Source organism: Embleya sp. AB8, assembly GCF_049739465.1.
Classification (GTDB): Bacteria; Actinomycetota; Actinomycetes; order Streptomycetales; family Streptomycetaceae; genus Embleya.
In genome coordinates this window covers 89,299-114,200 of sequence record NZ_JBMHHY010000030.1, presented here as the reverse complement: position 1 = coordinate 114,200, position 24,902 = coordinate 89,299, and the positions used below count along the sequence as shown (strand labels likewise).

Here is a 24,902-nt window from a genome sequence, read left to right as displayed (position 1 = left end):
CCATCCCGCGCGACCGGCGCGACCGGCCCGGGCGATCCCGATCGATACCCGAACCCCCTGCCACTGCCCGGGTGTTCACGAACAAGAAGGTGACAGCAGCCGACCATGGAACAGCTCGACGCCTCGGACCCGCGGCGGGTCGGCCCGTACGTCCTGCTCCTCCCGCTCGGTGCGGGCGGCATGGGCAAGGTCTACCTGGGCCGCTCGGCCGCCGGTCGCGCCGTCGCGGTGAAGGTCATCCGCGCCGACTACGCGGCCGACGAGCACTTCCGAAACCGGTTCCGCGCCGAGGTGGCGGCCGCGCGGCGGGTGTCCGGCGCGTTCACCGCGCCGGTCGTGGACGCCGACCCGGACGGCGACCCGCCGTGGATGGCGACGGCGTTCGTCCCGGGCCTGTCGCTGTCCGAAGCCGTGCAACGGCACGGCCCGCTGCCCGAGTCGTCGCTGCGCATGTTGTTGGCCGGGCTGTCCGAGGCGTTGGTCCGCATCCACGCGGCGGGGGTGGTCCACCGCGATCTGAAGCCCGGCAACGTGCTGCTGGCGCCGGACGGCCCCCATGTCATCGACTTCGGCATCGCCCGCGCACTGGACGGCGCCTCCTTCACCCGGGAGGGCAGCACCGTGGGGTCGCCGGGCTACATGTCGCCCGAGCAGTCCCTGGGCCGGCCGGTGAGCGCGGCGAGCGACGTGTTCGCGCTGGGCGCGACGATGTTGTACGCGGCGTCCGGGCAGCGGCCGTTCGGCAGCGGCCCGCCCGCCGCCGTACTCAGGCGCGTCATCGGTGATCAGGCCGACACCTCCCCGTTGCCGGCCGCCATCCGGGATGTGGTCGCGGCCTGTCTGGACAAGGACCCCGCGCGCCGTCCGACGCCGCACGCGCTCATCGACTTCGTCGGCCGGGGAGGCGCCCATCCGCTCACCCGGAGTTGGTTGCCGGAGGCGGTGACACGCGACGTCGACCGCGCGGCGGACGTCCTGACCGGGTTGCCGGCTTCGTCCGGCGCGGCGAGCGGGTCGGGAACCGAGTACTCGGCCGTGGAGACGGTCACCGAATCGGCTGCCTGGACCACGGCCTCCGCTCCCGCACCGCCCGGGGGGTTCGCTGTCGAGAGCCCGCCGGCACCGGTCCGGCAGCAACCCTCCCGCAGGCGGCTGCTGCTCGGCCTCGCCGCGGGCGCGGCGGTGACGGTCTCCGGCGGTGCGGCGGCCATCCTGCTGTCGCAAAACGGCGGTTCGGGCCGGGGAGCGGCCCCGACGCCGGCCGGGGCCGGCTTCGGGTCCGCGTCGCCGCCCGGCGCCCCGGCACCACCTCCGGTCGTCCCGCACCCACCGCTGTCGGCGCCAACCGGCAGGCAGGGTGTCCTGGACGGGCCCGCGGCCGCGACGAAGTGGACGGCCAACGCGAGTAGCCCGATCTCCGACTTGGCCGTGTACGGGGGTTCGGTCATCGCCGCCGGCACGAGTGGCCGGGACGCATTCGACACCGGCGCGGGCCGACCGCGGTGGACGCTGCCCCTGGTCGTGGATTGGACCGGCGGCGGCTCCGCCGCCGGAGACGACCAGACGGTCTACCTCACCGGCGCCGGCCCGGACATCGCCTTCCGGAAGTTCGTGCTGAGCGCTGTCCGGCCCGGCACCGGAACACAGCTGTGGACGCTCCCGATTCCGCGTGCCGAGTGGATTCCCGATGGGGTGTCCGGTGTCGTCGACGGCGTCGCCTTCGTCACCGGCCGGGCATCCGGCGGTGCCGAGGGGCCACTCCCCGGGTTCGTCTGGGCCGTCGACCTCAAGACCCGGGCCGGTGTGTGGGAGGCCGTGGGCAAGGACGTCGCCGGGTTGTTCGTCCCCCCACGCGGCCCGGACCTGCTGCTGCGCGGCGACGGCGCGTGGCGCCGGGACGGGCGGCTCACCACGCTCGACGCGACGCGCCGGGGCGCGCGCGGCTGGAGCAAGACCCCGTCGCCGGTGTCGACAACGAATGACGACCCCCCGAACGACCAACGGTTCCCCGTCTGTTGGGCCGGCGGCGGCTTCGTCTACTGCTCGGACAAGGTCTACCTCGTCGAGCCCGGCAGCGGAAAGCAGGTGTGGGCGTTCCCGGCCGGCGCGGCCGGCGAGAGCTTCACGGACTGCGCCTCGGACGCCGACGGCGGCACGGTCTTCGCCACCACCCGGACCACGCTCTTCTGCCTCGACGCAAAGACGGGCGTATCGCGCTGGCGCAGCTCGATTCCCGGCGGATCCACGAGCCTCCGGCTGCGCCCGAAGGAAAACGTCTGGGTTCGTTACGACTTCGGCAACGTGTATGTCGCGGACACCACCGGAACACTGTGGGCGGTCGACGCGACCTCCGGGACGACCCGGTGGAAACACCCGTTCCCGGTCCGGGGCACCGGAGACGGTATCGAGCCGATCCTGGTGGCCGGCGCGGGCACCGTGCTGATCGGACACGGATTCCGAATCACCGCGATCGACGCGGGCGGGTAGCCGCAGACGAGGCACCCGTGCCGAGCCCGCGTCCGTCGGGTCGCCGACCGCCTCCCCGAGTCGCCCGGGGAGGCGGGTCGTTGCCGGTCAGGTCTGTGGCGTCAGCGCGATGGCCACCGCGCCGAGCACACAGGCGATGGCGGCCGCGAGGTAGGCGAGGTGGTAGCCGTTGAGCCGGTCGCTGCCGTGCGCGGAGACCAGGACCATGGCCGCCACTCCGACACCGGCGCCGACCTGCTGGGCCACGACGTTCACAGCCCCGGCGACCGCGTGTCGTTGCGGCGGAACTCCGGTGAGCGCGGCGGACGTCATCGAGGGGAAGTTCAGTCCCTGGCCGATGCCGCTGACCACCAGGCCGGGCAGCACGTACTGCACATAGCCGCCGTGGTCCGGGGTGCCCAGCCACAGCGCCGCTCCCGCGCCGATCAGGACGAGCCCGACGGTCATCAGCTTGCGCGGCGTGTGCCTGGTCAGCAGGCGTCCGGTGGCGAAGTTGGCGGTGAGGAACACGGCCAGCGACATCGGTACCAGCGCGAGGCCGGACTCGACCGGGGAATAGTCCAGCATCCCCTGCAGATACAGCGGCGCGAAGAACACCATCCCGATCGAGCCGGTGTACTGGAGGAACGCCGCCAGGCTCGCGGACCGTACCGATGCGATCCGAAAGAGGCCGAGCGGAAGCACCGGGTCGACGGTGCGGCGTTCCCACCCGACGAACAGGAGCAGGAAGAGCACCGCCGCGCCCACCGCGCTCCAGGCCAACGCGCCGCTGCTGCTGACGCCGACGATCAGCAGGATCAGGCCGAACGTGCCGAACACCGCGCCGGGCAGGTCCACCCGGCCGCCGTGTCCGACACCGTGCGGCAGTCCGGCGCGGGTCGCGGCCAGCACGGCCAGTCCCACCACCACCGAGAACCACAACACCGATCGCCAGCCGAGGAATTGGGTCAGTACGCCGCCCAGCATCACCCCGCCGCTGAAGCTCGCGGCGCCGACCGCGGCGTACACACCGAGTGCTCGGTTGCGCGCCGGACCGGCCGGAAACACCTCGGTCAGCAGGGCCAGTGCGGCGGGACCCGACAGGGCCGCGCCGACGCCCTGGGCGGCCCGCGCGGCGAGCAGCACCGCGGTGTCCGGCGCCAGTGCCCCGACCGCCGCGGACGCCGTGAACACGGCGATACCGACGGCGAACACCCGCCGTCGGCCGAATACATCGGCCAGGCGCCCGCCCACGAGCAGGAAGCCGGCGAACGTGACGGCGTAGGCGGTCATCACCCACTGGAGCGTGGCGTCGTCCAGGTCGAAACGTTCGCCGACGGACGGCAGTGCGGCATTGAGCACCCCGAGACCGCTCACGTCCAGTCCCAGTGCGCCGGCCAGCACCCCGAGTGCCAGGCCCGGCCGGTGCCGTTGCACCGCCGTGGTATCCGTCATGCGAGGCCGCCGAGGAACTCGCCGCCGTCGCGGGTCCGGCCGACGGTTGGCCGCGGGAGGCGCCGGGCGGGCCGTAATCGGCCGACCGCTTCACCCGCGACCGCTACGGACGTCCCCACGCTGCCGCGCGCGGGGTCGAGCCGGGCGCCGGTCGACTCCGGCCCGCCGTTCGTGATTGTCATGGCAAGCAGCTTGCAGTGCCGCCCACTTGGTGTCCAGCCCTGCCCGACTCGGGTGCCGCCGAAGCGTATTCGGCACCGGATCGCCCACGATCCCCCGGCGCAGCCGCTCCCGACCGCACATGTCGAACAAGAATGCTTTCTGTTGCCCATCACGTCCGAACCACCGCACGACCATCATCCCTGAACAAAGGAATCGGACACTTTATGGATCAAATCTCGCCGGCCTGCGAATCACACTTGTCCCACCATTAACAGAGTGGCAGTCTGTGGTGCCGGTCGGGAAAGTGCCTGGTAATTCGGTCCACCTCGGTTCGCACAATTTCCAGTTCGGACAAAGCGGGTCTCGACGCTCGCCGGCCGCGGCCGGACAAGTGAAGATTTTTGTGTACACGCCCCCGAAGTCGACACATTCGCGAATCAACTCGACCGGTGCCCGGACGCCGTACGGACGCCGTACACCGGCAGGCGAACCGCCGGGCGGTCGTCCCGAACCGCGGCCGCCGGAAATCGACCGACCGGACCGCCGATCGACCTCCGGAGTTTCCGAGCCGGCAATCCGCCGGCCGCCGGGTCGCCCCGGTCACTTCCTTCCGCCCTGCCGAGGAGCCGAAATGCCCCAAGAGCACGGAGCACGAGATTTGCGCGCGGTATCGGAGTTTCTGCTTTCTCGGGTCGTCGAACTGCTCGACGTATCCGAGGGCGAAGTGGATCGCTGGGCGCCGATGCACCGATATGGTCTGGATTCGCTCAAGGCGGCGACGCTTGCCGGCGCATTGTCCGAATTCCTCGGCCGCCGAGTTCCGGTCACCTGGATGTGGCAATACCCGACCATCGACGAACTGTCCCGGGCGCTCGTCGACGGCCCGCGTGCGGCGGAAACGGCCGCGGGCAACGATCGCCGGATGCCCGCGCGCGAGCCCATCGCGATCGTGGGCATCGGCTGCCGGTTCCCCGGCGGACCGGACCCGTCCTCGTTCTGGCAACTACTGGCCGAGGGCCGCGACGCCGTCGGCCCGGTGCCGGCCGCCCGGCGCGAGCTCCTGGGCGACGCGGTGCGGTGGGGCGGGTTCATCGACGGCATCGACCGGTTCGATCCGCTGTTCTTCGGCATCTCCCCCCGCGAAGCCGTCCAGATGGACCCGCAGCAGCGCCTGGTGTTGGAACTGGCCTGGGAGGCACTGGAGGACGCCGGTGTCCCGCCGCTCGGCCTGGTCGGCAGCGACACCGGCGTGTTCATGGCCTCCTGCTGGAGCGACTACGCCGCACTGGCCCACTATCGCGGTCCCGACAGCCAAATCACCCCGCACACCGCCACCGGCATGCACGACGGCATCATCGCCAACCGCGTCTCCTACGTCCTCGGCCTGCAGGGCCCGAGCATGGCCATCGACGCGGCCTGCGCCGGATCGCTGGTGTCGGTGCACCTGGGCTGCCAGTCGATCTGGATGGGCGAGAGCGAATTGGTGCTGGCCGGTGGCGTGAACCTTAGCTTCGTCTCCGACTACTACACCGCCATGGACCGGATGGGCGCGCTCGCCCCGGACGGCCGGTGCAAGACGTTCGACGCCCGGGCCGACGGCTACGTCCGCGGTGAGGGCGCCGGGGTCGTGGTGCTCGCCCCGCTGAGCGTGGCGCTCGAACGCGAGTTGCCGGTCTACTGCCTGCTCAAGGGCACCTCGGCGAACAACGACGGGCTGAGCAACGGCATGACGGCGCCGAATCCCCAGGCGCAGGAGCGCATGTTGCGCGCCGCCTACCGACGGGCCGGCATCGCCCCGGCCCTCGTGGACTACATCGAGTGCCACGGCTCCGCGACGCCGCTCGGCGACCCGATCGAGGTCAATGCCATCGGCGCGGTCCTGGGCGGCGATCGTGGGGTGCCGCTGCGGCTCGGTTCGGTCAAGTCCAACGTCGGGCATCTGGAGGCGGCGGCCGGCATCGTCGGCCTGGTCAAACTCGCGCTGTCGATCCGCAACGGGGTGCTGCCGGCGAGCCTGCACTACGTCACCCCGAACCCGCGGATCCTGTTCGACGAGTACCACCTCACGGTGCAGGATCGATCGACCGCGTGGCCGCGCCGGTCCGACGCCCGCCGGGCGGGGGTGAGTTCGTTCGGTTTCGGCGGCGCGATCTGTCACGTCGTCGTAGAGGAGTTGCCGCGCCCCGAGGGCGCACTCCTGCTGCTGGCCGAGGACTCCCGGGAGGCGCTGGTCGAGCGGGCCTCGGCGCTGCGGGCCGAGCACGACCTGCGGGCGAACTGCGGGCGGGCTCCGGGCGAGGGCGGGTTCCGGCTCGCCGCCGCCGCGCGGGACACGGCCGAGCTCAGGGCGCAGCTGGATGCCTTCGTGGCCGGTTCGACGGCCGCCGGGTTGAGTGTCGGGGAACCGGGTGTCGGGGAGCGGGCCGAACGCAGACCCCGGGTGGCGTTCCTGTTCTCCGGCAACGGTTCGCAGTGGGTGGGCATGGGCCGGCAACTGCTCGCCGGGATGCCGGTGTTCCGCCGGTCGATGATGCGCTCCGATCGGCGGATGCGGGACCTGTTGGGTTTCTCGCTCGTCGACCAACTGTTGGCGCCCGATGGCCGCCTCGACGACATGGACGTCTTTCAGCCGCTGCTGTTCTGCCTGCAGGTCGCCTTGGCCGACGCCTGGCGCTCGCTGGGGGTGGAGCCCGACGTGGTGGTGGGACAGAGTGTCGGCGAGTTCGCCGCCTCCCACATCGCGGGTGCGCTGGACTTCGCGGACGCCTCCCAGCTGGCCGCCGCCCACGGTCGGCTGCTCCAACAACTGGCCGTCGGCCGGGGCGAGGGCATCGTGGTCACCGCCGGTGCGGACGTCGTCAAGCAGTACCTGACCGGCCAACTCACCGTTTCCGGGTACAACGGCCCGAACTCCACCCTGGTCACCGGCACACCACCGGAGATCGACGAACTGGTCCGCCGACTGACCGGTGCGGGCGTCACGAGCCATCGGGTGCGGATGGGCCACGCGCCGCACTCGCCGCTGGTCGACCATGTGCTCGCCCCGCTGCGGGCCGAACTCGCCGACCTCGCGCCGCGGACCACGCGCATCCCGATGATCTCCACGGTCACCGGCGAACTCGTCGACGGTGCGGAACTGGGGCCGAACTACTGGGCGAACAACCTGCGCGGGGAGATCCGGATGGTCGACGCGCTGACCACCCTGCGCGGGCACGACATCGACGCCGTGCTCGAAGTCGGTCCGCATCCCGTGCTGCTCAAGTCCGTGGCGGAGGTGCTGACCGCGACCACGCTGCCGTCGATGCGGCGCGGCACCGACGAGGCCTGGACCCTGCTGGGCACACTCGGCGCGTTGTACGCGGCCGGCCACCCCGTCACGGTCGGCCCGTTTCTCGCGGGCGACCGGGGCCGACACGTCGCGCCGAGCCGGGGCGGCGGCGGCTCGGCCGACGAACGGGTGCATCTGGTACCCGTCACGGCGCCCTCGGCGGCCGCGTTGGCCGACACCTGTCGTGAGCTGTCCAACCATGTCGAACGCGACGCCGGGCTGCGGGTCGGCGACCTCGCCTACACGCTCGCGACCAGGCGTACCCATCACAACCACCGGATGGTGTTGTTCGCCCGCAACCGTCGGGAAGTCCTGGACGGACTCGCCCGGTTCGCCGCCGGTGGGCCGCACCCCGAGGTCGTCGCAGGCACGGTGGTCGGCAACGGCGACCGGCGGGTGGCGCTGGTGTTCTCCGGTGGCGGCACGCACTGGGTCGGCATGGGCCGCGAACTCATGCGCGTGCACGCCGGTTTCCGTACCCGGATGCAGGCGTGCGACGCCGCCGTGCGCGCGGCCGGCGGCTGCTCGGTGCTCGACCGCCTCGCCGCCCCGGCCGAGCAGGCCGGGTTCGAGGAAATGGACGTCCAGCAACCGGTGTTGTTCGCCCTCCAGGTCTCGCTGGCGCAGGTCTGGCTCGACCTGGGCATCCGACCGACCGCCGTGGTGGGGCACAGCCTGGGCGAGGTCGCCGCCGCGTGCGTGGCGGGCGCATTGTCGTTGGCCGACGCCGCCCGCGTCGTGGTCGCCCGGTCGCATCTGCTCGAACGGGTCGCGGCCCCCGGCGCGATGATCTCGGTCGACCTGCCGGAGCGGGAACTGCTGCCGTGGCTCGCCCCGTACGCCGGGGACCTGGCCGTCGCCGTGGTGAACAGTCCCACCAGTGCGGCGGTCTCCGGCTCGCCCGACGCCGTCCGCGCCCTCGAGGCCGACCTGCGCCGGGCCGGGATCGCGACCAGGAACATCCGGGTCGAACGGCCGGTGCACAGCCCCGGCATGGATCCGCTGCTCCGGCCGCTGCGCGAACTCGTCGCCGGCATCACCCCGTCGACCGGCACCATCGACTTCCACTCCACGGCGCTGGCCGACACGGTGAACCCGGTGCTCGACGTCGACTACTGGGTGCACAACCTACGCAATCAGGTCCGGTTCGCCGCGACGATCGGTGCGCTGGTCGACGACGGTGTCACCACCTTCGTCGAGATCGGCCCGCACGAGACGTTGCGCGGCGCGGTCGAGGAGATCGCGCTGACCCGGGGTGCCCGGGTGCACGCGATCAACTCCCTGCGACGCGCCGAGAGCGACCTGCGCTGCCTGCTGGGGGCCGCCGCGTCGTTGTATGTCCGGGGCCTGCCGTTGGCGTTCGAGTCGTTGTTCGCCGACGACGTCGAGGTGGTGGCGACCCCGCTCGTGCAGTGGCAGAAGGAGCGTTACTGGCTGGACACCGCGCCGCGCGTCGACGCCGCGCCCGCGCCGGCGGTCGAAATCGCGGCCGAGTCGACGGTCCCGATCGTGGCGGACCGGTCGGCGCGGGAGGTCGTCCTCGGTGAGATCTCCGACGTGTTGGGGGTGCCGGAGCACCGGTTCGAGGCGGGCGCGAGCCTGCGCGACTTCGGTCTCGACTCGATGTTGGCGATCCGTCTGGTCAACCGGGTGCAGTCGTTGTTCGGGCAGCGGGTGTCGCCGGTGGTGTTCCTCGACGACCGGACCATCGCCGAACTGGTCGACCACCTCGCCGAGGTCGTCGGCGGGCCGGCCACGACCGCGGCGGTCCAGCCGGCAGCGCCCGCGGCCACGGGGCCGGCCCGGACGGCGCAGGCGCCGCCGAGGGCGGTGACCGAACCGGCATCGGCGCCCGACGCCGCGCCGGCCCGAGCGTTCCTCGACGACCTGTCCGACCTGGACGCCGAGGAACTGGTGGAGGAACTGATCGCGCGCGGGTTGTTGGCCCCCACCGACACACCACCACTCGACCGGCTGCGCGCCGACGATCTGGGTTTCGAACCGGCACCGGCCTCGCACGGCCAGGCCTCGCTGTGGTTCATGCAGCAGATCGCACCGGACGCCGTGCCCTACAACTTCATGGTGGCCGCCCGGATCCGGAGCGCCGTCGACGAACGGGCGCTGGAGCGCGCCGTGTCGGCCGTGGTGGCCCGGCATCCCGCGCTGCGCACGATCTTCGTCGAGGCGGGCGGCAGCCCGTATCAGGTCGTCCTCGACGACCCGGTGTACGAGTTCCTGGTCGTGGACGGCACGCGCCTGGACGACGAACAGGCCCGCGAGGAACTCGCCGAGTACGGGCACCTGCCGCTGGACCTGGACCACGGGCCGCTGGTCCGCGTGGTGCTGATCAGGCGTGGGCCGGCGGACCACCACCTGCTGATCCTCGTGCACCACATCGCCTCGGACGCGGCGTCGGCCGACGTGATGATCCGCGAGCTCCAGGAGTTCTACGCCGGTGCCGACCCCGCCGCGCGCGAACCGGCGGCCCCCTACACGGAGTTCGTCGAGTGGGAGCGGCAGTGGCTGGCCGGCCCGGCGGCTGCCGCGGCCCTGGGCTGGTGGTCGCGGCAGCTGGCCGACCCGCCCGCCCACCTGGACCTGTCCACCATGGAGCGACCTCCCGGGGTCAGCTACGAGGGTCGCGATCTCACGTTCCGGTGGAGCGTCGAAGAGACCCGCCGACTGCGGGAGTTCGCGGTGCGCGAGGGGGTGTCGATCAGCACCGTCGTGCTGGCCGGCTTCTTCGCCACGCTCAACCGGGTGGCCGGCGTCGAGGACTCCGTACTGGCCACCGCCGTCGCCCAACGCGGCCGGCCCGGCTGGGAGTCCGCCGTCGGCTACTACCTGAACACCGTGCTGGTCCGGGCGAAGCCGGCCGGGCGGCGCGCTTTCCGAGAGTTGCTGCGCGAGGTCCACACCTTCTCGCTCGGCCTGATCGAGCACCTGAACTACCCGCTCGACCTACTGGCGTCCGCCCTGAAACCGCCCAGGGCCGAGGGCCGTTCGCCGTGGTTCGACGTCGTGCTGAACTGGCTGTCCGCGGACGCGTTTCCCCGCTCGGTCAAGCTCTTCCACGGCATCGGCGACACCATCGCGCCCGACGGCGCGCTGCCGCTGGAGCCGCTTCCGGTGCGCAGGCACCTTGCCAAGTTCGACCTGGAGATCTCGATGGCCGAGATCGGCGGCGAAGTGGTCGGCCACATCCAGTACAAACCCGGCTACCTGGAGAGGCAGACCGTGACGGCACTGCTCACCCGCTACCGCACCGTGCTCTTCGACGCGATCGCCCACCCCGACCGGGCACTCGAGGACATCTCGCCGAGTGACCGGGCGAAGGAGACAAACCGGTGACCGAGACCCTGCACGCCGAGTTCCTCGAACAGGCGGCGAAGAACCCCGACGCGCCCGCGGTCTACTCCGACGCCGGCGTGCTGACCTACCGCGAGTTGGGCGAGCAGTCGTACGCTCTGGCCGAACGACTCGTCGCCGACGGAGCCGGCCCCGGCGTCCCGATCGGCGTCTGCGTCGAACGTACGCCGAACCTGCTCGTCGGCATCCTCGCCGTGCTGCGCACCGGCTCGTGCTACGTGCCGCTGGACCCGAGATATCCGGCCGGGCGGCTGGACTTCATGGTCCGGGACAGCGGGACCCGCCTGCTGCTGACCACGCCCGCGTCCCGGGCCAACTGTCCGGCCGGTCCCACCGTGGTCGTGCTGGGCGAGCGGGTGACGACCGAGCCCGGCGAGCGGCCCGTGCCGACGGTGCCCGGCGACACCGCGTACGTGATCTACACCTCGGGATCCACCGGCCGGCCCAAGGGCGTGGCCGTCCGACACGGCGGCTGCATCGCGATGTTGGCGGACATGGACCGGATCTTCGCCGACTGCGACCTGAGCGGCGTTTCCGCGGCCGGCTCGGTCTGCTTCGACATGTCCGTGATGGAGATCTTCGCCGCGCTGTGCCGGGGCGGCGCCGTCGTGCTCGTGGAAAGCGCCGTGCACCTGCCGGAGAGCCGATACGCCGACCGGATCACCCACCTCAACATCATCCCGTCGGCGATGAACGGCCTGCTCGACGCCGGCGCCCTGCCGGCGAACCTGCGCACGATCGTGTTCGGCGGCGAACCCCTGCGGCGCAAGCTGGTGGACCGGGCGTATCGGGAAACCGGCGCCGACCGTGTCTTCAACGCCTACGGCCCCACCGAGGGAACCGTCTTCTGCGCGGTCAAGCCGGTCCCGCGCGACGAGACCGGTGAGCCCTCGATCGGCACGCCGTCGCCCGGCGCCCGGGTGTACGTGCTCGACGAGAACCTGAAGCCGCTGCCGGCCGGGCTGCCCGGTGAGCTCTACCTCGGCGGCGTCGGCCTCGCCCACGGCTACGTCGACCGGCCACGCACCACCGCCGAACGTTTCGTGCCGGACCCGTTCCTGGCGGGCGAACGCATGTACCGCACCGGTGACATCGTCACCCGGACCGACCACGGCGAGCTGGCCTTCGTCGGCCGCACCGACCACCAGGTCAAGCTGCGCGGCCACCGGATCGAGCTGGAGGAGGTCGAGGCCCGGCTGACCGGCTGCCCCGAGGTCCGGGAAGCCGCCGCCGCCGTCCGCGGCAACAGACTCGTCGGCTACATCGTGCCCGAGGGCGAATCGGGGGACGGGGTCCGGTCCGACGCCGGACTCCGGAGCACCATCACCGGCAGGCTCGCCGCCGACCTGCCCGAGTACCTGGTGCCCGCGACGATCGTGGTCCTGAGCGCGCTCCCGGTGACGCCGGGCGGAAAGCTCGACCGCGCCGCGCTGCCCGAGCCGCCGGCCGCCGCCGGCGGCGGACCCGTGACGGCCGCCGGCACCCCGACCGAGGTGGCGCTGTCCGAGATCTGGGGGCAACTGCTCGACCTGGAACCGGCGAGCATCGACATCCGGGCCGCCTTCTACGACCTCGGCGGCGACTCGCTGCTGCTGATCCGGCTGGCCCGGCTGATGACCCGGCGATTCGACCGCCGCGTGCGGGTGCCCGACCTGTTCAGCTTCCGCGACATCCACTCCCTCGGCCGCTGGCTCGACGACGCCGGCGGCGCCGGCTCGGACTCCGAGGCGGTCCAGTCCGCGCGCCGCCGCGCCACCGCCCGCCGCGCCGCACTGCGCGGGCGCGCCGGCTCCCCCGGCAACTGAGCCGGCACCGACTCCACTTCGAGGCAGGAGCCCTCCATGTCCGACCATCCCGAGCAGGACTACGACCCGGGTGACGTGGCCGTCATCGGCATCTCGTGCCGGGCGCCCGGCGCCCGCACCAAGGAACAGTTCTGGGACAACCTCGTACACGGCAGAGAGTCCGTGACGTTCCTGGCCAAGGACGAGATCGAGGTCGACGAGACGCTGATCCACAGCCCGTTCTACGTACGGGCCTGCGGCATGCTCGACGGTTTCGACGAGTTCGATCCGTCGGTGTTCGGCATCGGCGACCGGATGGCGACCGCGATGACCCCGGAGAACCGGCTGTTCCTGGAGAGCGCGTGGGAGGCGCTCGAGGACGGCGGCTACGACCCGGACCGGATCACCGGCGAGGTGGGCGTCTACGGCGCCAACAACCCGCAGACCGCCGCGCTCTACAGTTCCCCGCCGGACCGGGTCTCGGTCGGCCCCGAGGCGATCGAGCGCAGCCTGGCCTGGTCGCCGGACACCATGACGTCCAACGCGCTGTACTACCTGGGGCTGACCGGCGAGGCCGTCACCCTGGCCGCGGTCTGCGCCGGCTTCCACTACTCGGTGCACCTGGCCTGCCAGTCGTTGCTGCTCGGCCAGACCGACATGGCGATCGCCGGTGGCGCGATGGTCCGCCTGCCGCACCCTCGTGGTCATCTGTGGGAGGAGGGCCGCGTCCTGTCCCGGGACGGCCACTGCCGCCCGTTCGACGCCAACGGCACCGGCACGGCGCTCTCCAGCGGCGTGGTCACGATGTTGCTCAAGCCGCTTGCCCGGGCCGTCGCCGACCGCGACCACATCTACGCCGTGATCAAGGGTTCGGCCATCAACAACAACGGGGTCAGCGCGATGGCCTACGGTCTGGCCCACCCCGAGCGGCTGAGCGCGTGCATCGCCAACGCCATGCAGGTCGGCGGCGTCACCGCGGACACCGTGTCGATGTACGAGGCCAACGGTCTCGGGCTGCCGATGACCGACGAGCTCGAGGTGCACGCGGTGGGCATGGCGTTCGGCAAGCGGACCGGCACCTGCTCGATCGGCGGGGTCAAGGGCAACGTCGGCCACGGCGGCGTGGTGGCCGGCGGCTTCGGCGCGGTCAAGGCCGCGCTGGCCCTCTACCACCGCAAGCTGGCACCGACGATCAACCTCACCGAGGTCAACCGGGACCTCGACTTCCCCGCCACCCCGTTCGTACCGCAACTGGAACCGGCGGACTGGGCACCGGAGTCCGGCATCCGCCGGGCGGGCGTCACCGCGATCGCCGGCGGTGGCTACAACGCGCACCTGGTCCTGGAGGAGCCGCCGCCCGGCGCCCGGCGAGCCCCCGAGGTCGTCGGCAAGCCGCGACTGGCCACCCTGTCCGCGCTGGACGACGCGGCGCTCGGTCGCCGGCGCGCACAGCTGCGGGAGCGATTGCTGGCCGACCCCGAACTGCGCCTGGACGACCTGTGCTTCAGCCTCAACCTGGGCCGCAGGGTGATGCCTCGCCGGTGGGCGGCCGTGGTGCACAGTCGTGCCGAACTGATCGACGCGCTCTGCGCCGACTCCCCCGGCGGCCCGGCCGGCACGACCGCCACCGCACCGCGGGCGGACGCGGGTTCCTTCCGCCGCACCGAGCGCGGGATCGTGCCGTCCGGATCGGACGGATCGGCACTGTCGGAGCTGGCCGGCGCGTGGGTGAACGGCGAGCGGGTGGACTTCGACTTCCTGCACCGCGGGGAGGCCGGCCACCGGGTTCCGCTGCCCACCTACCCGTTCCGGCCGCGTCGGTTCTGGCGTACGGACTGGTGACCGTGCACACGCCGACACCGGACACCGTGGACCTGGGCGACCCGGACACGTTCGCGAACCACGACCTCGGCGGGCTCTGGCGCACCCTGCGCGACACCGCCCCGGTGCACTGGAACCCTCCGGTCGACGGCCGCCGGGGGTTTTGGGTGCTCTCCCGCCACGCCGACATCATGGCCGCCTACCGGGACGACGTGCACCTCACCTCCGAGCGCGGCAACGTGCTCGTCACGCTGCTGTCCGGCGGGGACGCCGCGGCCGGCCGGATGTTGGCCGTCACCGACGGGCACCGGCACCACGAGTTGCGCAAGATCCTGCAACGGGTGCTCTCGCCCTCGGTGTTGCGCGAGGTCGCGGCGACGGTACGGGTGGACACCCGGCGGCTGATCCGCGAGGCGATCGAGACCGGCGGCTGCGACTTCGCCGAGCGGATCGCCGGCCGGGTCCCGATGACCACCGTCGCCAACCTGCTCGGCGTACCCGAACAGGACTGGGACCACCTGCTCGCGCAGACCAGGACCGCGCTGTCGACCGAGGACGAGGACGTCGACGAGGTCGACTCCGAGATGGCCCGCAACGAGATCCTGATGTACTTCATGGACATGGTCGAGGAGCGGCGCGAGGCGCCGCGCGACGACGTGATCGGCAGGCTGGTCGACAGCTCCATCGACGGTATGCCGCTGTCCGACGAGGACGTCGTGCTCAACTGCTACAGCCTGATCATCGGCGGCAACGAGACCAGCCGGCTGACGATGATCGACAGCGTCCACACCCTCGCCGCCCACCCCGAGCAGTGGCGGCGGCTCAAGCACGGCGAGGTCTCGATCGACACCGCCGTGGACGAGGTGCTGCGCTGGGCGTCACCCACGATGCACTTCGGGCGCAGTGTGGTCCGCGAGCACGAACTGCACGGCGTACGGCTGCGGCCGGGCGAGATCGTCACGCTCTGGCACGCCTCCGGCAACCGGGACGAACGTGTCTTCGATCGGCCCGAGGTGTTCGACCTCGGCCGCACCCCCAACCGACACCTGGCCTTCGGCTACGGCCCGCACTTTTGCGTCGGCGCCTACCTGGCCAGGGTGGAGATCGCCGAACTGCTGATGGCCTTGCGGGACTTCACCACCGGATTCGAGCAGACCGACGAGTCACCGCGGATCCGGTCCAACTTCCTGACCGGATTCGCCGCCCTGCCGGTGCGGTTCCGGCCCGATCACCGCGGATCGACCCGATCACCGCGGACCGAAAGGGGCCGACCGTCGAGCGACACCCCCTGCGCCGACGGCGGACCCCCGACCAGCGACCGCCGGGAGCGCGCGTGAACATCTACCTTTCCGGACAGGGGGCATTCGCGGTTCAGGTCGCGGACGCCCTCCTGGACGACGGGCACCGGATCGCGGGGGTGGCCGCCCCCCGGCTGCGCCGGGGCCACTCCGACGAGTGCAACGCGTTGTCCTGGGACCGCCTGCGCTCCTGGGCCTACCCCAGGAGCATCCCGTGGACGGACTCGGCCGAACTGCGCGCGACGCACGTCCCGGACGGCGTCGATGTCATCGTCGCCGCGCACTCGCACGCCTTCGTCGGCCGCCGCACCCGGGCCAGGGCCGCCATCGCCGCCATCGGCTACCACCCCAGCCTGCTGCCGTTGCACCGCGGCCGGGACGCGGTGCGCTGGACGATTCGCGACCGCGACAAGGTGACGGGCGGCAGCGTCTACCACCTCACCGAGCGCACCGACGGCGGCCCGATCGCCGCCCAGGAGCACCTGTTCGTGCCGCCGGGTTCGACCGCGCGGAGCCTGTGGCGCGAGCACCTGGCCCCGCTCGGTGTGCGGTTGTTGTCCAGGGTGGTCGCCGACCTCGCCGAGGGCAGCCGGATCGAGGTCCCGCAGGACGAGCGGCTGGCGACCTGGGAGCCCGCGATGGGCGCACCACCGCTGTTCAAACCCGAACTCATCGCGTTGCCCGGCACGGCGTCCGTCGACGGCAGCAAATGGGCACTGCACACGCGCCGGCGGCCGACCGGGACGGTGTAGTCGACCGGGACCAGAACGCCGCGGTGCGGCCCCGGGCCATCCGAGCACGGCCCACCTCGCGGTGCGGGTGACGTAACGGGTTGGTGGGCAACACCGGGAGGCGCCCGGACGCGCTATCGTGTCGCCGCTGTGACGACACGGCTACGGCGTCGCCGGGGAGACGACTCGAGTGGGATACCAGGAGCCGTGGCCCCGGGCGCCGACGTGGCCGGTCGGGGCGCGCACCGGATCCGTCCACGACGTTTTCCTCCCGAAAGGAGACCCCAGGGTGGGTAGCAGTGTCGAAACGCTGGAATTCCAGGCCGAGACACGTCAGTTGCTCCAGTTGGTGATCCACTCGATCTACTCGAACAAGGACATCTTCCTGCGTGAGCTGATCTCGAACGCCTCCGACGCGCTGGACAAGTTGCGGCTGGAGTCGCTGATCGACTCCGACCTCGAGGTCGATACCTCCGACCTGCACATCGCCTTGGCGGTGGACCAGGACGCCCGTACGCTGACCGTGCGCGACAACGGGATCGGCATGAGTCGCGACGACATCGTCGAGTTGATCGGCACGATCGCCAAGTCCGGCACCGCCGCGCTGCTCGAGAAGATGAAGCAGACCAAGGACGCCGGCGCGGCGCAGAGCCTGATCGGGCAGTTCGGCGTCGGCTTCTACTCGGCGTTCATGGTCGCCGACAAGGTCACCCTGCGCACCCGGCGGGCCGGCACCGACTCGGGCACCCTGTGGGAGTCCGACGGCGAGGGCACCTACGACATCCGGTCCGTCGACGGGCTGGATGTGGGTACTTCGGTGACCCTGCACCTCAAGACCGTCGACGGCGAGGACGGGGCGGCCGACTACCTGGCCGAGTGGCAGATCCGCCGGATCGTGAAGCAGTACTCGGACTTCATCCGCTGGCCGATCCGGATGGCCACCGTGCGTTCCGACGCCGACGGCGTCACCACGCACGGAGTCGACACGCTCAACTCGATGAAGGCGTTGTGGGCCCGGCCGCGCAGCGAGGTGACCGAGGCCGAGTACCACGAGTTCTACAAGCAGATCAGCCACGACCGCCTCGAGCTGGCCGAGACCATCCACATGCGCGCCGAGGGCAACTTCGAGTACGAGGCGCTGCTGTTCATCCCGTCGCAGGCACCGTTCGACCTGTTCTCCCGCGATACCAAACGCGGTGTGCAGCTGTACGTCAAGCGCGTGTTCATCATGGACGACTGCGACGCGCTGATGCCGAACTACCTGCGCTTCGTCAAGGGTGTCGTGGACGCCCACGACCTGTCGTTGAACATCTCCCGCGAGATTCTGCAGCAGGACCGGCAGATCCGCGGCGTACGCCGGCGCCTGATCAAGAAGGTCCTCGGCGCGGTCAAGGACATGCAGGCCAACGACGCCGAGCGCTACGCGAAGTTCTGGGCCCAGTTCGGCCGGGCGCTCAAGGAGGGCCTGCTCGAGGACACCGACAACACCGAGGCCCTGCTGGAGTTGGTGTCGGCCGCCTCCACGCACGACCCGGACCAAACCACCACCCTGCGCGAATACGTCGAGCGCATGAAGGACGGCCAGGACACGATCTACTACCTGACCGGCGAAACCCGCGCGATGGTGGAGAACTCCCCGCACATGGAGGCCTTCATCGCCAAGGGGTACGAGGTCCTGATCCTCACCGACCCGGTCGACGAGGTCTGGGTCGACCAGGTCCCGGCCTTCGACGGCCGGCGCCTACAGTCCATCGCCAAGGGCCAGGTCGACCTCGACGCGCCCGCCGACGAGGACGGCGAGGGGGCGGGCGGGTCCGCGAAGGCCGAGCACGAGCAGGACTTCGCCACCCTGTTGCCGTGGTTGTCGACGATCCTGTCCGAGCAGGTGAAGCAGGTCCGGTTGTCGTCGCGGCTGACCACGTCGGCGGCGTGCATCGTCGGCGACGCCCACGACATGACCCCGACCCTGGAGAAGATGTACCGGGCGATGGGCGAACAGATGCCGCCGGTCAAGCGGATCCTGGAACTCAACCCGACGCATCCGCTGATCACCGCGTTGCGCTCGGCGCACGAGCGCAACCCCGACGACCCCGCGTCGGCGGAGATCGTCGAGTTGGTCTACGGCGGTGCGCTGCTCGCCGAGGGCGGCGACCTGCCCGACCCGGCCCGCTTCACCCGGCTGCTCACCGACCACCTGGCCCGCGGCCTGTGACCGATGCGGTGCCGCCGGTCACGCCGACCACGCGGGCATCGCCGTAGGCACCACACCCTCTCGTCCGCCGCGTACCGCGGCGGACGAGAGGGGCCGAACGTCCACGGTTCGCTTCAACGCTGGCTTCGGATCAAGGCTTTGAGCCCGCCGACGACTTCGCGGTCGGCGGCGAGCGTGAAGAGCTGGTCCGCGGTGAGCGGGCGGGCGCGATTCGGGCCCTGGTCGGGGATGTCCTCGGAGACGAGGTACCGCGACTTCCCGTCGGGGGTCAGGATGCTGATCCAGACGAACGTGATGCCGCTTTTCGGCTCGGTGAAGCGCGCGGCGACGGCCATGCCGCCGTCGGGCAGTGGGCGCCGGTCGCAGATGTCGTCGGGGACGTCCGGACCGCCGGGCAGGCCGGGGGGAAGACCGCACAGGCCGCGTTCTCCGGGGTTGCCGTAGAACGAACGTACCGCTTGATCGGTGGCTGCCAACCGCAGCGTGCGACCGTCCCGCAGGGTCAGCACGTACCAGGGGCCGTAGTCGCCCGGATCCTTCGCAACGGATGCGACCGTGTCGGGGAGCCGGCGGCCGAGGATCTCCCGCAGCCGTTCCTGGGCGGCGTCCGCCACCTTCCCGCGCTCGACGTCCGCCGCGATCTCGGCGGCCTCGGCCGAGGTCGGCACGAATGTCGCGGGGCCCGCCGCCGCGGGTACCGAGGTCCGCTCGGCGGGCCCCGACGACCACACCGGAAGCAAGGCGGTCCAGGCGGCGAGGCCGGCCACGGCCAGCGCCCCGACGCCGCCGGCCAGGCGGCGGCGCCGGCGGACCGTGTGTCCCCGCCGGCGGGCCGAGTCGCGGAAGTCGGGCAGCGTGGGTTCGTCCCTCAGGTCGGGCAGCGCCCGGCTGAATACGTCGTGCAGTTCGGCTTCGGTGATCATGGGTCCGTCATCTCCTCGCGTCGTCACATCGGTCCCTGTTCGAGTCGGGTTCACATCCGCGGCACGCGGTCGGTCGAGGTCGCGTGCCCGCGTCACGGACGCGGCAGTTCGGCGAGTTCGTCGCCGAGGAGGGTCCGCAACTGGACGAGACCACGCGCGGTCCCCGAGCGCACCGCGCTCGCGGACCGGCCGAGCAGCGCGGCGGTCTGCTCGATGCTCAGGTCCTCCCAGAAGCGCAATACCAGGACCGCCCGATAGCCCGGCGACACCCGCGAAAGAGCGGCCATCAGCGCGACCCGCACATCCGGATCCCCCTCCCGGGCGGCGGGCGCGTCCGGCAGGTCCCCGACCGGTGCCTCGCCGTTCGACTTCCTGCGCGTGGTGTCGATGTACGCCCGGACCAGCACCTTGCGGGCGTACTCGGCCCGCGCGGCGGGCTCGCGGATGCGTTTCCAGCGAAGGTAGACGCTGGTCAGCGTCGTCTGCACCAGATCCTCGGCGCCGTGCCAGTCACCGCACAGCAGATACGCGGTCCTGCGTAGGGCCGCTCCGCGCGCGATGACGAACGCGTCGAAGTCGGTCTCTTCGTTCTTTCTCATCCCCTGCTCCGACCCTCCTGTGCGACCCGCCGGTGTCACACAAGAGGACGCGGTCACCCCCGACAAACGCTGCGTCCAAGCCGCGCCGTGTCGCGGGACGTTCGACCGCGTCGCCGGCGGCACGGTGCGCACGATGACCGCGGCCCTGGGTCGGGTCGGCGGAAGTCGTCACAGATTCGCGAGCAGTTTGTCGAGGGGAGCGGGCACCCGGTCGGGGTCGAGGGCCTCGACCAGGAGGCGGCCGTAGCGAATCTTGCGGCCCTTCCTCGTGCCGAGGAAGCGCCGCATTCGTTGTGGCGCGGAGCGATCCTGCTGTGCGGGTTGGCCCACGAACGTCTGCCAGGCCCGCAGGTCGCCCTCGACCCGGACGACCTCCTCGACCCGGTCCACGCCGAGCGCCCGGACGAGTTCGTCCTCCAGGTCCGCCACACACACGAAGAAGCCTCGGCGCGACACCCCCGCCCGTTCGAGAGCACGATCGTAGAAACGTTGTTCGCCCTCGTCGCACAGTCCGGCCAGCCGCAGATCCAACCCCGGCGGCCCCAGGAGAGCGGCGTAGCGACCCACGCTCATCGCCCCTCCCATGGGTACGACGCACACCCCCTCGGCGGCCAGGTCCCGCCCCTGCCGAACGGCCAGCGTTTCGACGGCCGCGAGATCACTCGGCCCCTCCACCAACACCGCGGTCCGCACGCGCAGTCGCCCGGCCGACTCGCTCGCCGGCCCACCGGAGCCACCCGCGGCCCAATCGGTGACCGCTTCCCGGAACGCGCGCATGTCGACCATGGGGTGATTCTGCTCCGAAGCAGGCGGGCACGGTACGGTGTTCACTGTTCGGCGTGCTGGCCCCGGGCGAAGATGGTGGGGGCGCCGGGCAGTTCCGGTGACGGACCGAGCGCCTGCGCCAGCGCCGACACACCGTCGTACAGGGACATCGCGGGACGGTATCCGAGCGCCTCGATCTTCGCGATGTCCGCGACGAGGCGGTACGTGTCGTCCTCGATGTCCGCGATCACGTCGACGGCGGGCTGCCGTCCCGTGGCCTCGCCGATCACCTCGACGAGCCGGCGCATCGAGGTCTCGGTACCGGAACCGATGTTGTACGCCTCCCCCAACCGCCCCTTGTCGGCGAGTGTCAGCAGCCCCGCGACGAGGTCGGAGACGTGCACGAAATCGCGGGTCTTACGATCGATGTCGCCGACGATCTGGATCGGCTCGCCATTGAGGTGCCAGCGCAGGAACCGGCCGACCTCGACCATCGCCTCCCGCGGATTCTCGCCCGGCCCGTAGACACAGAACGGCCGACCCACCACCACCGGCAGACCACACGCGTGATGCAGGGCCAGGGAGGAGACCTCACCACTGAGCTTGGACGCGCCGTACGGGACGAAGGGCCGATTCGGATGTTCCTCGTCCATGGGGAACCGGCGCGGCGTGCCGTACGTGGACGCCGACGACACGTAGACCACCCGCCCCACCCCGGCGGCCAGCATCGCCTCGGCGAAGGAGAACGTACCGAGCGCATTGATCTCGAAGTCCAGGCGCGGCTCGGTGACCGACAACGTCCCGTTGGCGTTGGCCGCGATGTGGAAGGCGAGGTCCGCCCCGGCAGCCAGTTCGGCGACCTTCTCCGTGTCGCGAATGTCCGCCGAGATCAGCGTGACCCCCGGCGGCGGGTCCTTCGAGAGCGACGTGCGGCCGGTGTCGACGATCCTCACCTGCTTTCCGAGGGCAAGGAGCGCGTTCGTCATATGCGTCCCGATAAAACCGAGACCACCGGAAACGAGGACTGTGTCATAGGTATCAAGCACAGGAAGTAACGATATTTACCATTTATGCAACCCGCACGATTTGGGACCTCGGGTGGGGCCGCGCGGGTGAGCCGGCGCGGCACGACCGGGCAGCCACTGCCAGGCCGCGCCCGGGCGGACCCGGGCGCGGCCTGCGAGGTCGGTCAGCGGCAGGTCCAGACGGTCGGCCGCTCGAAGCCGACGGGATAGTTCCAGCTCCCGCCGGCGATCGTGCCGTCGTCACTGGCGACGACGATCTCGAACTGCCAGTCGGCGGCCCAGTTCAACGTGGCACCGAGCGTGGTCAGCTGCCACACGCCGACGGACCTCCACGGGGCGACATCAACACGCCCGACGATCCGGCCGTCACGATTGATGCCTCGGACATCGATGCTCTGCGGCACGGCTTGCGGCCTGCCGTCGCGATCCCACAACAGGCTTTGCGTACCACTCATCTGGCCGAAGGGGATGTTGGCGACGACTCGCCCGTTCGATATTCCGCGCATGGTGGCGGTCTTGACACCGGCGGGCAGGGGCAGTGCGCGCGCTGTGCCGTCCTGCCACAGATAGGGGGCCGGTCCGGTCTCGGTGTTCACCGTGAAGAGCACGGTGCCGTCCTGGTCGAGGCCTTCGACAATAGGCGAGGGGCCCGGCAGATCGGTCAGTTCCAGCACTGTTCCGGGCTGGTCGGCAGGCCAGAGCACCGGATGGAAGTACAGGATCTTGTCGGCGCCGACGACCCCGACGTTCCCGACGATATCCCCTTTGTTGTTGATGCCTTTCGGGTTCGAATAGACGGCACCGGGCAGTTCGGGCAGGCGCTCGATCCTGCCGTTGCGCGACCGGACGGCGTTGAATCCGTCGTCGGTCCGCCGGGCGATTCCGACGATCGTCCCGGAGTCGTTCACGCCGGCGACTTCGACCACCTTCTTGTACCCGGGATCGTCCAGGTAGCCGTAGTCGGTGGGCTTTCCGTTCTTCCACGCCACGGCGTGGGTGTCCTTGTTCCGGTAATCCGTGCTGTACCCAACCGTGCCCGCGTACCCACCACTTCCGTCGGCCGCCACCACCTCACCGAACAGCCCACCTGCGGGCAGCGGCAGGAAGGCCGGTGTCCAAGTACAGGCCGTCGGTGCGGCGGTGGCGGCAGTGGGCGCCACGGCGCTGATCATCGCCGCCATCAGTCCGGCCGAAAGCAGGACACGAGCGACACCAGTCTTACGTTTCATGGTTCTCCCCGGTTTGTGTGTGCCGTGAGGGGAGTTCCGAACAGCAGTCGCCTCGCCCAGGAAACGCCGCGCAGCGACGTGTCCGTCCCGGCTCCTCGTCGGCCCTCGGCCGCAACGATGCCCCGCAGTAGGGCAGTTACGGAACAGGTCGCGGGTCAACCGGCTCGGGGTCGCGCTGCCGTGGAGGTTCCGCGCGCGGCGGTTGCTTGGCATCGATGTCGTGTCGTGTCGTGTGTCGTGTACCGCCGGCGGGACACGAAAAAGACCTCATGGATCCGCCGCGATGGCCTCCACCTGCTGTCGGGCCGTCACCCGCTCCGGACCGGTCAGGGCATACGTCCGGCCCCGGTGATCAGGCTCCGTGAGCGCCACCCGCGCCACCGAAGCGATGTCCCCGTCGTCGATCGATCAACCGGAGGAAACGCTGGAAGCTCAAGGCGACTTCAGGTCAAGGAGACCCGTGACCCGTTCCCGCATGCGCTACCCGGTCTACATGTTCCACAGAGCGGCAGCGGGGCGTGGTGTGGGTTCGTAGGACACGGGCGGGTTCCAGTCGCCGGTGGCGAAGAAGTCCCGAATGGTCGGCATCCAGGGTTCGTAGTCGATTCCCTTGGTGGCCAGCCACCCGTCGTCGTAGTACTCCTTCTCGTACCGCTTGCCCGGGTCGCACATGAGCGTGGCGACCGATCCGCTTTGGTCGTTGCGGTGCATGTCGAGGAGGATCAGGATCGCCCCGAACACGCCGGTTCCGGTCGAGGGCCCGGCGTGGATGTTCCAATCGGCCTCGGAGAGCACGCGCATGGTCGCCACGGACGCCGCGTCGTGGACCCGGATCATGCGGTTGACCAGCGGCGGCACGAACGACACCTCGACCCGCGGCCGGCCGATCCCCTCGATGATCGAGCCCTGTTCCGTCCAGTCGGGGCGACGGAACCGCCAGCCGTCGAAGAACGCGGAGTGGTCCGGATCCGTCACACACACCCGCAGGTTCTTGCCGGCGTAGCGGGCGTGCCGGCCCACCGAGGTGGCCGTGCCGCCGGTGCCCGCGCCCATCGCGAACCAGGTCAGATCCGGGACCTCCGCGAACAACTCGGGCGCGAGGCCCTTCTCGGCACGCCAGTCGTAGGCCTGTTCCGCGTAGGTGAACTGGTCCATGAAGTGCGCGTCGAGCTCGGCCGCCAGGCACTTCGCCTCCGCGACGATGTCGTGCGAGGTCTTGTGCACCTGGCCGCCGTAGTCGGTGATCAGTGCCAGTTTCTCGGGCGCGGTCGCCGCCGGGACGACCGCGTGGAACGGGATCTTGAGCTCGCGGCAGTACCAGGCCTCGGAGATGGCCGTCGAACCGCTGGACGCCTCGACCACGGGCTGCCCCTTGGCCAGCCGTCCGCTCGCGATGGCGTGGGTGAACAACGCGGCGGCCAGACGGTGCTTGTGGCTGCCGGAGGGCTGCTCGGCCTCCCGCTTGAGGTGCAGCCGCAGGCCGACGAGGCGGGACGGCAGCGGGATCTCCTGCAACACCGTCGACGGGGGCGCGAGGTCCCCGCCCAGGCGCCGGAGGCACTCGTTCACCCAGGCACGATCCTCGGGGTAGACGTCCGACACGTCGTCCTGCTCCACGATGCCTTGGCGCGTCAGCGTACGTCCGGTCTCGATCATCGGTGGCCTCCACAGTGCTGCCTTCGGCCACCGACGGGCGTGCGGCGACACCGACCATGATGTGCGGCGGGTCGCCCGA

The 24,902-nt window shown here is 70.9% G+C and carries 15 protein-coding genes and 1 pseudogene; 7 read left to right on the top strand and 9 right to left on the bottom strand.

Features of this window, described 5'->3' with window-relative positions; all coding sequences use genetic code 11:
• Positions 1-105 precede the first annotated feature (105 nt).
• On the top strand, positions 106-2,487 hold the full coding sequence (locus ABIA38_RS36100) for a protein kinase domain-containing protein (protein WP_424643180.1): 2,382 nt from the start codon (positions 106-108) through the stop codon (positions 2,485-2,487).
• A gap of 87 nt (positions 2,488-2,574) precedes the next feature.
• Here the strand turns inward: ABIA38_RS36100 and ABIA38_RS36095 are convergent, their stop codons facing one another.
• Both ABIA38_RS36095 and ABIA38_RS36090 read right to left on the bottom strand, forming a co-directional pair.
• On the bottom strand, positions 2,575-3,921 hold the full coding sequence (locus ABIA38_RS36095; protein ID WP_424643179.1) for an MFS transporter: 1,347 nt from the start codon (positions 3,919-3,921) through the stop codon (positions 2,575-2,577).
• Positions 3,918-4,103 carry a hypothetical protein gene (locus ABIA38_RS36090; RefSeq protein ID WP_424643178.1) on the bottom strand — a complete coding sequence of 62 codons (186 nt, stop codon included), beginning with the start codon at positions 4,101-4,103 and terminating at the stop codon, positions 3,918-3,920. The genes ABIA38_RS36095 and ABIA38_RS36090 overlap by 4 nt, the downstream gene beginning before the upstream one ends.
• A 611-nt stretch (positions 4,104-4,714) precedes the next feature.
• Between ABIA38_RS36090 and ABIA38_RS36085 the strand changes: the two genes are divergently transcribed.
• From ABIA38_RS36085 to htpG, 6 genes are all read left to right on the top strand, one after another.
• The gene (locus ABIA38_RS36085) at positions 4,715-10,762 is read left to right on the top strand and encodes an acyltransferase domain-containing protein (RefSeq protein WP_424643177.1); all 6,048 of its coding nucleotides are present in this window, start codon (positions 4,715-4,717) and stop codon (positions 10,760-10,762) included.
• Positions 10,759-12,585: a non-ribosomal peptide synthetase gene (locus tag ABIA38_RS36080; RefSeq protein ID WP_424643176.1), complete on the top strand. Its 1,827-nt coding sequence runs from the start codon at positions 10,759-10,761 to the stop codon at positions 12,583-12,585. Before ABIA38_RS36085 ends, ABIA38_RS36080 begins: the two co-directional genes overlap by 4 nt.
• A gap of 36 nt (positions 12,586-12,621) precedes the next feature.
• Positions 12,622-14,406, top strand: coding sequence for a beta-ketoacyl synthase N-terminal-like domain-containing protein (locus ABIA38_RS36075; RefSeq protein ID WP_424643175.1), 1,785 nt, complete (start codon positions 12,622-12,624; stop codon positions 14,404-14,406).
• Complete coding sequence (locus ABIA38_RS36070; protein WP_424643174.1) at positions 14,403-15,722, top strand: cytochrome P450; 1,320 nt, start codon at positions 14,403-14,405, stop codon at positions 15,720-15,722. The genes ABIA38_RS36075 and ABIA38_RS36070 overlap by 4 nt, the downstream gene beginning before the upstream one ends.
• On the top strand, positions 15,719-16,435 hold the full coding sequence (locus tag ABIA38_RS36065) for a formyltransferase family protein (RefSeq protein ID WP_424643173.1): 717 nt from the start codon (positions 15,719-15,721) through the stop codon (positions 16,433-16,435). Before ABIA38_RS36070 ends, ABIA38_RS36065 begins: the two co-directional genes overlap by 4 nt.
• Before the next feature lie 268 nt (positions 16,436-16,703).
• On the top strand, positions 16,704-18,626 hold the full coding sequence (htpG, locus tag ABIA38_RS36060; RefSeq protein WP_424643172.1) for a molecular chaperone HtpG: 1,923 nt from the start codon (positions 16,704-16,706) through the stop codon (positions 18,624-18,626).
• A 113-nt stretch (positions 18,627-18,739) separates the two neighbouring features.
• On the opposite strand, the gene ABIA38_RS36055 is transcribed toward htpG, so the two are convergent.
• The 7 genes and pseudogenes from ABIA38_RS36055 to ABIA38_RS36025 form a co-directional block, all read right to left on the bottom strand.
• The gene (locus ABIA38_RS36055; protein WP_424643171.1) at positions 18,740-19,549 is read right to left on the bottom strand and encodes a hypothetical protein; all 810 of its coding nucleotides are present in this window, start codon (positions 19,547-19,549) and stop codon (positions 18,740-18,742) included.
• A gap of 92 nt (positions 19,550-19,641) precedes the next feature.
• Positions 19,642-20,148 (bottom strand): SigE family RNA polymerase sigma factor, encoded by a 507-nt coding sequence (locus tag ABIA38_RS36050; protein WP_424643170.1) that lies wholly within the window; start codon positions 20,146-20,148, stop codon positions 19,642-19,644.
• 168 nt (positions 20,149-20,316) lie between these two features.
• Entirely contained in the window at positions 20,317-20,934 is a 618-nt protein-coding gene (locus ABIA38_RS36045; RefSeq protein ID WP_424643169.1) for a TOPRIM nucleotidyl transferase/hydrolase domain-containing protein, read from the bottom strand.
• Between the two features lie 41 nt (positions 20,935-20,975).
• Entirely contained in the window at positions 20,976-21,959 is a 984-nt protein-coding gene (locus ABIA38_RS36040) for an NAD-dependent epimerase/dehydratase family protein (RefSeq protein ID WP_424643168.1), read from the bottom strand.
• Positions 21,960-22,102: 143 nt separating this feature from the next.
• A complete protein-coding gene (locus ABIA38_RS36035) occupies positions 22,103-23,167 on the bottom strand; it encodes a hypothetical protein (RefSeq protein WP_424643167.1) in 1,065 nt (354 codons plus the stop codon).
• Positions 23,168-23,443: 276 nt separating this feature from the next.
• A pseudogene (locus ABIA38_RS36030) lies at positions 23,444-23,575 on the bottom strand (capsule biosynthesis protein CapD); the annotation flags it as partial.
• 81 nt (positions 23,576-23,656) lie between these two features.
• Positions 23,657-24,823, bottom strand: a complete 1,167-nt coding sequence (locus tag ABIA38_RS36025) for a PLP-dependent cysteine synthase family protein (protein ID WP_424643166.1) — start codon at positions 24,821-24,823, stop codon at positions 23,657-23,659.
• Between the last annotated feature and the right edge of the window lie 79 nt (positions 24,824-24,902).

Excerpts from the sequence above, each read along its gene's own strand:
- ABIA38_RS36100 (WP_424643180.1), top strand. The coding sequence starts at position 106 with ATGGAACAGCTCGACGCCTCGGACCCGCGGCGGGTCGGCCCGTACGTC.
- ABIA38_RS36095 (WP_424643179.1), bottom strand. The coding sequence starts at position 3,921 with ATGACGGATACCACGGCGGTGCAACGGCACCGGCCGGGCCTGGCACTC.
- ABIA38_RS36090 (WP_424643178.1), bottom strand. The coding sequence starts at position 4,103 with ATGACAATCACGAACGGCGGGCCGGAGTCGACCGGCGCCCGGCTCGAC.
- ABIA38_RS36085 (WP_424643177.1), top strand. The coding sequence starts at position 4,715 with ATGCCCCAAGAGCACGGAGCACGAGATTTGCGCGCGGTATCGGAGTTT.
- ABIA38_RS36075 (WP_424643175.1), top strand. The coding sequence starts at position 12,622 with ATGTCCGACCATCCCGAGCAGGACTACGACCCGGGTGACGTGGCCGTC.
- ABIA38_RS36055 (WP_424643171.1), bottom strand. The coding sequence starts at position 19,549 with ATGATCACCGAAGCCGAACTGCACGACGTATTCAGCCGGGCGCTGCCC.
- ABIA38_RS36050 (WP_424643170.1), bottom strand. The coding sequence starts at position 20,148 with ATGAGAAAGAACGAAGAGACCGACTTCGACGCGTTCGTCATCGCGCGC.
- ABIA38_RS36045 (WP_424643169.1), bottom strand. The coding sequence starts at position 20,934 with ATGGTCGACATGCGCGCGTTCCGGGAAGCGGTCACCGATTGGGCCGCG.
- ABIA38_RS36035 (WP_424643167.1), bottom strand. The coding sequence starts at position 23,167 with ATGAAACGTAAGACTGGTGTCGCTCGTGTCCTGCTTTCGGCCGGACTG.
- ABIA38_RS36025 (WP_424643166.1), bottom strand. The coding sequence starts at position 24,823 with ATGATCGAGACCGGACGTACGCTGACGCGCCAAGGCATCGTGGAGCAG.